Source organism: Pseudomonas sp. G1002 (genome assembly GCF_013385455.1).
Classification (GTDB): Bacteria; Pseudomonadota; Gammaproteobacteria; order Pseudomonadales; family Pseudomonadaceae; genus Aquipseudomonas.
In genome coordinates this window covers 138393-149509 of sequence record NZ_JACAPY010000028.1, presented here as the reverse complement: position 1 = coordinate 149509, position 11117 = coordinate 138393, and the positions used below count along the sequence as shown (strand labels likewise).

Below are 11117 nucleotides of genomic sequence, written 5' to 3'. Positions count from 1 at the left end.
GCAGGCAAAAAAGGTCAATCAGACTCAACCTGCTCCATCATCCACTTCACAAAATCCCGCACCTTGGGCACTTCAGCCGAGTGCTCGGGGTAGGCCAGGTAATAGGCATCCTGGCTCGGCATCGCATGCTGCCAGGGGATCACCAGCTTGCCTTCTGCTAGCTCTTCTTCCACCAGAAACCTGGGCAGCAGCGCCACACCGCAGCCAACCTGTGCGGCGCGAATGCACATATAAAAGGTCTCGAAGCGCGGCCCATGGTAGCTGTGCTCGGTGTGATGACCCTGGGCGGCGAACCAGTCATGCCAGCCTTGCGGGCGCGAGGCGTTTTGCAGCAACACCAGTTCGCTCAGTTGCGTGGGGTCGGTAAATGCTTGGGCGGGCAGGCTGTCGGGTGAGCACACGGGCACCAGTTCTTCGCTGAACAGCTTGAGGCTCTCGGTGCCGGGCCGTGAGCCCTGGCCAAAGTAGAAGGCCAGGTCGGCCTTGCCTTGCAGCAGCTCGTCGGGCTCCTGTTCGTTGCACAGGTCCAGGTGAATCTGCGGATGGCGCAGTCGCCAGCCCTTGAGGCGCGGCACCAGCCAGCGGGCGCCGAAGGTGTAGGGCGTGGACACCCGCAGCACTTCAGTCTCGCCGCCGTAGGAGCGCAGGTAATGGGTGGACATCTCCACCTGGGTGAGGATCTTGCGCACTTCCACCAGGTACAGATCGCCCGCCGGGGTCATCTGCAAGCGGCGGCGCACCCGGCGAAACAGCAGGTGCTGCAACAGTTCTTCCAGCTGCGCGACCTGTTTGCTGACAGCGCTCTGGGTGAGGTTCAGCTCTTCGGCGGCGCGGGTAAAACTCAGGTGGCGGGTGACCGCTTCGAAGCACTGCAGGGCGGTGATCGAGGGCAAATGTCTTTTATTCAGCACGGCACGCCTCTTTTTGTTCTTAGCATGAATAAACGGAATGATATCTCGCCTAATCGTCGTTTGTTGGCAAGTCTTGGGCCAGCTACAAATAAGGTCTGGATCGCCGCGACCGCTGGCGGCGCAAATTTCTGTTTGTAGATTGAAGGAGTGACCCATGGTTGCCGCATTGCTTGATCGTCTGGGGGTAAACCCGGCGCTGTACCAGTCGGGTAAACAACCCGTGCATTCGCCCATTGATGGCAGCCGGATTGCCAGTGTGCACTGGGAAGGCGCCGCCGAGGTGGAGCAGCAGGTCAGTCGCGCCGAGCATGCATTCGAGGCCTGGCGCAAGGTGCCGGCCCCCCGTCGTGGTGAGCTGGTGCGCCAGTTCGGCGACGTGTTGCGCGAGTACAAGGCCGACCTCGGCGAGCTGGTGTCGTGGGAAGCCGGCAAGATCACCCAGGAAGGTTTGGGTGAAGTGCAGGAAATGATCGACATCTGCGACTTCGCCGTCGGCCTGTCGCGCCAGTTGTACGGCTTGACCATCGCCTCCGAGCGTCCGGGCCACCACATGCGTGAAACCTGGCACCCGCTGGGCGTGGTTGGCGTGATCAGCGCCTTCAACTTCCCGGTCGCCGTATGGGCGTGGAACACCGCGCTGGCGCTGGTGTGCGGCAACGCAGTGATCTGGAAACCGTCGGAAAAAACCCCGCTTACCGCCCTGGCCTGCCAGGCACTGTTCGAGCGCGTACTGAAGAACTTTAGCGATGCGCCGCCGTACCTCAGCCAGGTGATCATCGGTGGCCGCGATGCCGGCGCCGCACTGGTGGATGACCCGCGTGTTGCACTGATCAGCGCCACCGGCAGCACCCGCATGGGCCGCGAAGTAGCGCCGAAAGTCGCTGCACGTTTTGCCCGCAGCATTCTCGAACTGGGCGGCAACAACGCGATGATCCTCGGCCCAAGCGCCGACCTGGACATGGCCGTGCGCGCGATTCTGTTCAGCGCCGTCGGTACCGCCGGCCAGCGCTGCACCAGCCTGCGTCGGCTGATCGCCCATGAGTCGGTAAAAGAGGAAATCGTCACCCGCCTCAAGGCTGCGTATTCCAAAGTGCGCATCGGCCATCCGCTGGAAGGCAACCTGATCGGCCCGCTGATCGACAAGCACAGCTTCGAAAACATGCAGGACGCCCTGGAGCAGGCCTTGAGCGAAGGCGGCCGGGTGTTTGGCGGCAAGCGCCAGTTGGAAGACACGTTCCCCAACGCTTACTACGTGTCGCCGGCCATCGTGGAAATGCCGGAGCAAAGTGATGTGGTGTGCACCGAGACGTTCGCGCCGATTCTGTATGTGGTCGGCTATACCGATTTCGCTGAAGCGCTGCGCCTGAACAATGCGGTGCCACAAGGCCTGTCTTCGTGCATCTTTACCACTGACGTGCGCGAGGCCGAGCAGTTCATGTCGGCGGTAGGCAGTGACTGCGGGATCGCCAACGTCAACATCGGCCCGAGCGGCGCGGAGATTGGTGGCGCGTTTGGCGGTGAGAAAGAGACCGGTGGTGGGCGTGAGTCGGGCTCGGATGCATGGCGCGGGTACATGCGTCGCCAGACCAATACCGTGAACTACTCGCTGGAACTGCCGCTGGCCCAGGGTATTACCTTCGACTGATACCTCAAGTCGGAGTGAGGTCAATGTGGGAGCGGGCTTGCTCGCGAAAGCGGTGTGTCAGTCAACGAATGCTTATCTGATCCACCGCTTTCGCGAGCAAGCCCGCTCCCACATTTGACCGTATTTACAATTCGGAAAAGTGGTTTGTTAGGTCTCATCGGAGTCTGGCAATGGCATTACGCGAAGCATGTTTGTGGGAACAACTCACTCCTGGCCGGCCGGATCGTGCCGCGCTCAAGGGCGAGGTAAAAGTGGATGTGTGCGTGATCGGCGCCGGCATCACCGGTTTGTCGGCAGCCATACACTTGCTGGAACAAGGAAAAAGTGTCGCCGTACTCGAGGCCCATCGCACCGGCCACGGTGGTTCGGGGCGCAACGTAGGGCTGGTCAATGCAGGGATGTGGATTCCCCCGGACGAGATCGAAGCCGGTTTTGGTACCGCGGTGGGCAGCCAGCTCAACCGCATGCTCGGCGCGGCACCGTCCCTGGTGTTCAGCCTGATCGACAAATACAACATCGACTGCCAACTGCGTCGCGAGGGCACCTTGCACATGGCGCACAACGCCCGTGGCGAGGCGGATTTGCGCAGTCGTGAGGAACAATGGAAGCGTCGCGGTGCACCGGTGGAGCTGTTGACCGGCGCTGCATGCGAACAAGCCACCGGTACCAAAAAGATTGCTGCCGCCTTGCTCGACCGGCGGGCCGGCACCTTGAACCCGATGGCCTACACCAGTGGTTTGGCCAATGCCGCCGTCGGGCTCGGCGGACAGTTGTTCGATCACTCCCCAGTCACCCAACTGGAACGCCAGGGCCAGCACTGGTCAGTGCAGACTGCCCAAGGCTCGGTGCAGGCCGAACAGGTGGTGATCGCTTCGAACGCCTACACCGAAGGCGAGTGGACCGAGCTGCGCCGCAACTTTTTCCCCGGTTATTACTATCAGGTGGCGTCGGCCCCTCTGACCGACGCCGCCGCCCAACAAATCCTGCCCGGCGGCCAAGGCTCCTGGGACACTCGCCAGGTACTCAGCAGCATCCGCCGCGACGCCGAAGGCCGCCTGCTGCTCGGCAGCCTGGGCAACGGCAACCAGAAACCTGCGTGGTTCCTCAAGGCCTGGGCCGATCGGGTGCAACAGCACTACTTCCCGTACCTCAAGCCGGTGCAGTGGGAGTGCACCTGGACCGGCTGCATCGCATTCACCCCGGACCACTTGATGCGCCTGTTCGAACCGGCGCCCGGGTTGGTGGCGGTCACCGGTTACAACGGGCGCGGGGTGACGACCGGCAGTGTCGTGGGCAAAGCCTTCGCGGATTATCTGTGTCACCAGGATCCACAGGCACTGCCGATCCCCTTTGCGCCGATGCAGCCGTTGGCCGGTGTGGGCCTGCGCAGCTGTTTGTACGAGGCGGGATTCTCGCTGTATCACGCGGGCCAATGCCTGCGGATCGTGATCTGATCAACGAAATACCCCTCAGAAGCCTGCATTTTCTTAGCCGGCTACTAATCTGTATTGGTGCGAGTCGTAGCAGTAACGCACTGTAAATGTGCACTTCCGTTACGCACGCTGTTACATGTTTAAGGGTGGCCGTTTAGTGGCCGGGTTGCAGTGCTTGATTGGTCGGGTTGCACTTTATAGGTCCAATGGTTGCACCCGGTTGAGATAGACGGTTGCACGTCCAATCAAAAGGCGCCCAAAAACCTGCAATAACAATGACACCGTGTCTTTTTGAATAATAAAAACGTAATGGCACGACGCTTGCTCTGGGCTTTCTCCGAAAGTTTTTGAAGTGAAGCTGCAGTGCCAATTCAACAAAAACCTCGGAGCACCACTCATGTCCCAGACGTTTTACAAGAAAGGTTTTCTAGCCCTCGCCGTTGCTGCGGCGCTGGGTGTTTCTGCGTTTGCTCAAGCTGATGTGAAGATTGGCGTAGCGGGGCCGATGACCGGCGCCAACGCGGCATTTGGTGAGCAGTACATGAAAGGTGCCCAGGCGGCAGCCGATGTCATCAACAAGGCCGGCGGCATCAACGGCGAGCAGATCAAGCTGGTGGCCGGCGATGACGCCTGCGAACCCAAGCAGGCCGTGGCCGTGGCCAACCGCCTGGTTGACCAGGACAAAGTGATTGGCGTGGTCGGGCACTTCTGCTCGTCGAACACTATCCCGGCCTCCGAGGTGTATGCCGATGCGGGCGTGATCATGATCACCCCGGGCTCCACCAACCCGCAGGTTACCGAGCGTGGCCTGTCGGCCGTGTTCCGCATGTGTGGTCGTGACGATCAGCAAGGCATCGTGGCCGGCGACTACATCGTCGACGTGCTCAAGGGCAAGAAAGTTGCCGTTATCAACGACAAGGACACCTACGGCAAAGGCCTGGCCGACGCCACTGCGGCGCAGTTGACCAAGCGCGGTGTGAAGCCGGTGCTGGAAGAAGGCCTGACCCGTGGCGAGAAAGATTTCAGCGCCTTGGTCACCAAGATCCGCTCCACCGGTGCTGACGTCGTGTACTTCGGCGGCCTGCACCCGGAAGCCGGCCCACTGGTTCGGCAGATTCGTGAAGCCGGCCTGAAAGACGTCAAGTTCATGTCCGATGACGGCGTGGTGACCGACGAACTGGTGGCCACCGCCGGTGGTGCACAGTATGTGGATGGCGTGTACATGACCTTCGGCGCCGACCCACGCCTGCTGCCAGACAGCAAGACCGTGGTGGAAGAGTTCCGCAAAAATGGCACCGAGCCTGAAGGCTACACCCTGTACGCCTACGCCTCGATCCAGGCCCTGGCCGCCGGTTTCAATGGCGCCAAGTCCGACAAGGGCGAAGACGCAGCCAAATGGCTGAAATCCCACCCGGTCAAAACCGTCATGGGCGAGAAGAACTGGGACGCCAAGGGCGACCTGAAAATCTCCGACTATGTGGTTTACCAGTGGGACAAGGACGGCAAGTATCACCAGCTGGAAAAGCAGAAGTAATAGTTAGCGCGATGGGTTAGACGCCACTTGACCCTGTGGGAACCGGGCTTTTGTGGGAGCTGGCTTGCCTGCGATAGCGTCACCTCGGGTTGACTGACATTCCGAGGTGTCGCTATCGCGGGCAAGCCCGGCGCCCACACACGCCAGCTCCCACACGGGGACTTGGTTGCCAGCCCCTTTTGTGTCTGTCTTTTCCTCCTAGAAGATCCGCACACCCACAGGTGTGCAGGCTCTCACTGCGTGAGATTGCGTTATGGATGGTATTTTCCTGCAGCAACTGGTCAATGGGCTGACCCTCGGGTCGGTCTATGGCTTGATCGCCATCGGCTACACAATGGTCTATGGCATCATTGGCATGATCAACTTCGCCCATGGCGAGGTTTACATGATTTCCGCTTACCTCGCGGCGATCAGTCTGGCACTGCTGGCTTACTTCGGCATCGAATCCTTCCCGCTGCTCATCCTTGGCACCCTGATCTTCACCGTCGTCGTCACCGGCGTCTACGGCTGGGTCATCGAGCGTGTCGCCTACAAACCGCTGCGCAACTCCACCCGACTGGCACCGCTGATCAGCGCCATCGGTATTTCGCTGATCCTGCAGAACTACGCGCAGATCGCCCAGGGCGCCAAGCAACAAGGCATCCCGACGCTGCTGGCCGGCGCCTGGAGAGTCGATATCGGCACCGGCTTCGTGCAATTGACCTACACCAAGGTGTTCATCCTGGTGGCCGCGTTCGTCGGCATGGGCCTGCTGACCTACATCATCAAGTACACCAAGCTCGGCCGCATGTGCCGCGCTACCCAGCAAGACCGCAAGATGGCGTCGATCCTCGGTATCAACACCGACCGGGTCATCTCCTACGTATTCGTGATTGGTGCCGCCATGGCCGCGCTGGCCGGTGTGCTGATCACCCTGAACTACGGCACGTTCGACTTCTATGCCGGCTTCATCATCGGCATCAAGGCATTTACCGCAGCGGTACTCGGCGGCATCGGCTCCCTGCCTGGGGCCATGCTGGGCGGGATCATCCTGGGTATTTCCGAGTCGCTGTTCTCGGGGTTGATCAACTCTGACTACAAAGACGTGTTCAGTTTCTCCCTGCTGGTGGTGATCCTGATTTTCCGTCCCCAGGGCCTGCTCGGTCGCCCACTCGTGGCGAAGGTATAACTATGTCTGCTGCCTACTCTATCGATATCAAGAAAAGTGTCGTCGATGCGGTACTCGCCGGGCTGATTTCGCTGATCGTGTTCGGTCCGATCGTCGGCGTGGTCCTCGACGGCTACAGCTTCAACCTGCAACCGGCGCGTGTCGGCATCCTGGTGGCCATCGTGATGGTCGGCCGGTTCGCCATGAGCCTGTTCCTGCAAACCCCAAGGGGCCTGCGGATTCTGCAAGGGTTTGAAAGCACCGGCTCCGGTGTGCATGTGCTCAAGCCGGACTACAAGTCGCGCCTGCGCTGGATCATCCCGGCGTTGATCGTGATTGCCATCGTGTTCCCGTTCTTCGCCAACAAATACCTGCTGACCGTGGTGATCCTCGGGTTGATCTACGTGTTGCTGGGCCTTGGCCTGAACATCGTGGTCGGCCTGGCCGGGCTGCTCGACCTGGGTTACGTGGCGTTCTACGCCATCGGCGCCTATGGCCTGGCGCTGGGTTACCAGTACCTCGGCCTGGGCTTCTGGTCGGTGCTGCCGCTGGCGGCGATTTGTGCGGCGCTGGCGGGGTGCATACTCGGGTTTCCGGTGCTGCGAATGCACGGCGATTACCTGGCGATCGTGACCCTGGGCTTCGGTGAAATCATCCGCCTGGTGCTGAATAACTGGCTGTCGTTTACCGGTGGCCCGAACGGCATGCCGGTGCCGTCGCCAACGTTTTTCGGCCTGGAGTTCGTGCGCAAGGCGAAGGATGGCGGGGTGCCGTTCCACGAGTTCTTCGGCATCGACTACAACCCCAACATCAAATTCCTGTTCATCTACATCGTGCTGTTCCTGGTGGTGCTGCTGGTGCTGTACATCAAGCACCGCCTGACCCGCATGCCGGTGGGGCGCGCGTGGGAAGCCTTGCGCGAAGACGAAATCGCCTGCCGTTCCATGGGCCTCAACCACGTGCTGGTGAAGCTCTCGGCGTTCACCATCGGCGCGTCCACTGCCGGTCTGGCCGGGGTGTTTTTCGCCAGCTACCAGGGCTTCGTCAACCCGTCGTCGTTCACCTTCTTCGAGTCGGCGCTGATCCTCGCCATCGTGGTATTGGGCGGCATGGGCTCGACCGTCGGCGTGGTGATTGCCGCGTTCGTGCTGACGGTGGCGCCGGAGCTGCTGCGCAGCTTCTCCGAGTACCGCGTGCTGCTCTTCGGCGTGTTGATGGTGGTGATGATGATCTGGCGACCACGAGGCCTGATTCGTATCAGCCGTACCGGTGTTGTCCCACGTAAAGGAGTGGCGCCATGAGCAAGGAAGTCGTTCTTTCCGTGGAACACCTGATGATGCACTTTGGTGGCATCAAGGCCTTGAGCGACGTAAGTCTCAAGGTCAAGCGCAACTCGATCTTCGCCCTGATCGGTCCCAACGGTGCCGGCAAGACCACCGTGTTCAACTGCCTGACCGGTTTCTACAAAGCCTCCGGCGGCAAGATCGAACTCAATGTGCGCGGCAAGCAGACCAACGTGATCCAACTGCTGGGCGAGCGCTTCAAGGCCACCGACTTTGTCTCGCCGAAAAGCTTCGTCAGCCGGGTGTTCTACAAGATGTTCGGCGGCACTCACCTGGTGAACCGGGCGGGTTTGGCGCGCACCTTCCAGAACATTCGCCTGTTCAAGGAAATGTCGGTGGTGGAGAACCTGCTGGTGGCCCAGCACATGTGGGTCAACCGCAACATGCTCGCGGGCATCCTCAATACCAAGGGCTACCGCAAGGCTGAAAGCGACGCCCTCGACCATGCGTTCTACTGGCTGGAAGTGGTGGACCTGGTGGACTGCGCCAACCGCCTGGCCGGCGAGCTGTCCTACGGCCAGCAGCGCCGCCTGGAAATCGCCCGTGCCATGTGCACCCGGCCGCAGATTATTTGCCTCGACGAACCGGCCGCCGGCCTCAACCCCCAGGAAACCGAAGCCCTCAGCGCGATGATTCGCCTGCTGCGGGACGAGCACGACCTGACGGTGGTGCTGATCGAACACGACATGGGCATGGTGATGAGTATTTCCGACCACATCGTGGTGCTGGACCACGGCAACGTGATTGCCGAGGGCGGGCCGGAAGCGATCCGCAATGATCCGAAGGTGATCGCGGCTTATCTGGGCGCTGACGAAGAGGAGCTGGTATGAGTGAGCCAATCCTCGAACTGAAAGACCTGGACGTGTTCTACGGCCCGATCCAGGCCCTGAAGAAAGTTTCGCTGCACATCAACGAAGGCGAAACCGTGAGCCTGATCGGCTCCAACGGTGCGGGTAAATCCACGCTGCTGATGTCGATCTTTGGCCAGCCACGGGCCGAGTCCGGGCAGATCATCTACCGCGGCGTCGACATTACCCACAAGTCGTCCCACTACATCGCCTCCAACGGCATTGCGCAGTCGCCGGAAGGGCGGCGGGTGTTCCCCGACATGACCGTCGAGGAAAACCTGCTGATGGGCACCATCCCGATTGGCGACAAGTTCGCCACCGAAGACATGCAGCGCATGTTCGAGCTGTTCCCGCGGCTCAAGGAGCGGCGCAACCAGCGGGCGATGACCATGTCCGGTGGTGAACAGCAGATGCTTGCCATCGCCCGCGCACTGATGAGCCGGCCCAAGCTGTTGCTGCTGGACGAGCCGAGCCTGGGGCTGGCGCCGATCGTGGTGAAGCAGATCTTTTCCACGCTGCGGGAGCTGGCGTCTACCGGCATGACCATCTTCCTGGTGGAGCAGAACGCCAACCATGCGTTGCGCTTGTCGGACCGGGCGTACGTGATGGTCAACGGCGAGATTCGCCTTACCGGCACCGGCAAGGAGCTGCTGGTAAATGAGGAGGTGCGTAACGCCTACCTCGGCGGGCACTGATGTAACTCTGATCGTTCCCACGCTCCGCGTGGGAACGCCTCTTGTGACGCTCTGCGTCACGCTTTGGGACGCGGAGCGTCCCGGCCTGCATTCCCACGCAGAGCGTGGGAACGATCATCCACAGTGCTTTCCTGAAATTGTGGACAACAAATCCAGGCACCTGCCAAAGCGCGACATATAGCCGCCGCAAATCCCTGTTTTGTCACAGTTTTGACTTGTCCCCAAGCACTGTGGAACCGGCTGTGGGTAACGTGGGAGTAGCTGGCTGGAGGCCTTTGTTTTCGTGGCTTGCAGCGTGGTGGTTGTTTATTGATCAGTGAGTTTTTCGTGACCACCCGAGGGGTTTGTCAACCTGTTTAAAGACACAGGTATATGACCGGAATATGTCACTCCGGCCTGTGGATAAGTCTGTGACTAAACTCTGGAAAGAGTGCCGCAGAGGCCGGAATGACTGGCCTGGAGCCATCGTCCTGGTTGCACTGTTTTGAACCGGGCTACATACGGGCTGCGCAAGGTCAAGCAAAAAACTTTTTGAATCGCGCTGAAAGCCTTGTGTAGCGCGGCTTTCAGCTTTTGTACTTGCCCCCAAAGACTGTGGACGGGGCTGTGGATAAGGTGCGCGCACATGGCTGCACGCCACGGCCTGTATGGCTTTCGGGCGATTGGTTGAATTTCGTACAGCATGAGCGGCATTCACCTGTGTCCACAGCGTGTATCAGTTGCCGCCAGCCCGGTAGCCGGGCATTCTGCTGGCTGATTTTTTACCTCGTAGCCCCGCAAGGAGAACACCATGTCCGATACGCTGTTTATTACTGGCGCGACCTCCGGTTTTGGCGAAGCCTGTGCCCGCCGTTTTGCCGAAGCCGGCTGGAAACTGGTGCTCACCGGCCGCCGCGCAGAGCGCTTGAACGCCCTGTGCGCCGAGCTTTCCAAGCAGACCGAAGTGCTCGGCCTGGTGGTGGACGTGCGTGACCGCAAGGCCATGGAAGAGGCGATCGCCAACCTGCCGCCGTCCTTTGCCACGCTGCGCGGGCTGATCAACAACGCCGGCCTGGCGGTGGGCACCGACCCTGCGCCGAAGTGCAGCCTCGACGATTGGGAAACCATGGTCGACACCAACATCAAGGGTCTGCTGACCACCACCAGCCTGCTGTTGCCGCGCCTGATCGCCCATGGCCGTGGCGCCGGCATCATCAACCTCGGTTCCATTGCCGGCAGCTACCCGTACCCGGGCAGCCACGTGTATGGCGGCACCAAGGCCTTCGTCAAACAGTTCTCGCTGAACCTGCGTTGCGACCTGCAGGGCACCGGCGTGCGCGTGACCAACATCGAGCCGGGCCTGTGTGAGAGTGAGTTCTCGCTGGTGCGCTTTGCCGGTGACCAGGCGCGTTATGACGCGACTTATGCCGGTGCCGAGCCGATCCAGCCGCAGGACATTGCGGATACGATCTTCTGGGTGCTTAACACCCCGGCACACGTGAACATCAACCGCCTGGAGCTGATGCCAGTGAGCCAGACCTGGGCCGGGTTTGCGATTGAGCGTGGCGCCAAGGCCTAAGTT

Annotated in this window: 9 protein-coding genes; 8 read left to right on the top strand and 1 reads right to left on the bottom strand. The window is 60.7% G+C overall.

Annotation, left to right across the window (positions count from 1 at the left end; genetic code table 11):
- Positions 1-14 precede the first annotated feature (14 nt).
- The gene (locus tag HX801_RS18490; RefSeq protein ID WP_003217454.1) at positions 15-911 is read right to left on the bottom strand and encodes a LysR family transcriptional regulator; all 897 of its coding nucleotides are present in this window, start codon (positions 909-911) and stop codon (positions 15-17) included.
- Between the two features lie 154 nt (positions 912-1065).
- Between HX801_RS18490 and HX801_RS18485 the strand changes: the two genes are divergently transcribed.
- The 8 genes from HX801_RS18485 to HX801_RS18450 all read left to right on the top strand — a co-directional run bounded on the left by HX801_RS18485 (position 1066) and on the right by HX801_RS18450 (position 11114).
- On the top strand, positions 1066-2556 hold the full coding sequence (locus tag HX801_RS18485; protein WP_003217452.1) for an aldehyde dehydrogenase family protein: 1491 nt from the start codon (positions 1066-1068) through the stop codon (positions 2554-2556).
- Between the two features lie 170 nt (positions 2557-2726).
- Positions 2727-4010, top strand: a complete 1284-nt coding sequence (locus HX801_RS18480) for an FAD-binding oxidoreductase (protein ID WP_177022494.1) — start codon at positions 2727-2729, stop codon at positions 4008-4010.
- Between the two features lie 376 nt (positions 4011-4386).
- On the top strand, positions 4387-5523 hold the full coding sequence (locus HX801_RS18475) for a branched-chain amino acid ABC transporter substrate-binding protein (RefSeq protein WP_003217449.1): 1137 nt from the start codon (positions 4387-4389) through the stop codon (positions 5521-5523).
- A gap of 253 nt (positions 5524-5776) precedes the next feature.
- Positions 5777-6691, top strand: coding sequence for a branched-chain amino acid ABC transporter permease (locus HX801_RS18470; RefSeq protein WP_003217447.1), 915 nt, complete (start codon positions 5777-5779; stop codon positions 6689-6691).
- Between the two features lie 2 nt (positions 6692-6693).
- Complete coding sequence (gene livM, locus HX801_RS18465) at positions 6694-7971, top strand: high-affinity branched-chain amino acid ABC transporter permease LivM (protein WP_003217445.1); 1278 nt, start codon at positions 6694-6696, stop codon at positions 7969-7971.
- Positions 7968-8843 carry an ABC transporter ATP-binding protein gene (locus HX801_RS18460; protein WP_003217442.1) on the top strand — a complete coding sequence of 292 codons (876 nt, stop codon included), beginning with the start codon at positions 7968-7970 and terminating at the stop codon, positions 8841-8843. The genes livM and HX801_RS18460 overlap by 4 nt, the downstream gene beginning before the upstream one ends.
- Entirely contained in the window at positions 8840-9556 is a 717-nt protein-coding gene (locus HX801_RS18455; RefSeq protein ID WP_003217439.1) for an ABC transporter ATP-binding protein, read from the top strand. The genes HX801_RS18460 and HX801_RS18455 overlap by 4 nt, the downstream gene beginning before the upstream one ends.
- Before the next feature lie 790 nt (positions 9557-10346).
- Complete coding sequence (locus HX801_RS18450) at positions 10347-11114, top strand: SDR family oxidoreductase (protein ID WP_008439080.1); 768 nt, start codon at positions 10347-10349, stop codon at positions 11112-11114.
- Positions 11115-11117: the final 3 nt, after the last annotated feature.

Excerpts from the sequence above, each read along its gene's own strand:
- HX801_RS18485 (WP_003217452.1), top strand. The coding sequence starts at position 1,066 with ATGGTTGCCGCATTGCTTGATCGTCTGGGGGTAAACCCGGCGCTGTAC.
- HX801_RS18470 (WP_003217447.1), top strand. The coding sequence starts at position 5,777 with ATGGATGGTATTTTCCTGCAGCAACTGGTCAATGGGCTGACCCTCGGG.
- HX801_RS18460 (WP_003217442.1), top strand. The coding sequence starts at position 7,968 with ATGAGCAAGGAAGTCGTTCTTTCCGTGGAACACCTGATGATGCACTTT.
- HX801_RS18455 (WP_003217439.1), top strand. The coding sequence starts at position 8,840 with ATGAGTGAGCCAATCCTCGAACTGAAAGACCTGGACGTGTTCTACGGC.
- HX801_RS18480 (WP_177022494.1), top strand. The coding sequence starts at position 2,727 with ATGGCATTACGCGAAGCATGTTTGTGGGAACAACTCACTCCTGGCCGG.
- HX801_RS18475 (WP_003217449.1), top strand. The coding sequence starts at position 4,387 with ATGTCCCAGACGTTTTACAAGAAAGGTTTTCTAGCCCTCGCCGTTGCT.
- livM (WP_003217445.1), top strand. The coding sequence starts at position 6,694 with ATGTCTGCTGCCTACTCTATCGATATCAAGAAAAGTGTCGTCGATGCG.
- HX801_RS18450 (WP_008439080.1), top strand. The coding sequence starts at position 10,347 with ATGTCCGATACGCTGTTTATTACTGGCGCGACCTCCGGTTTTGGCGAA.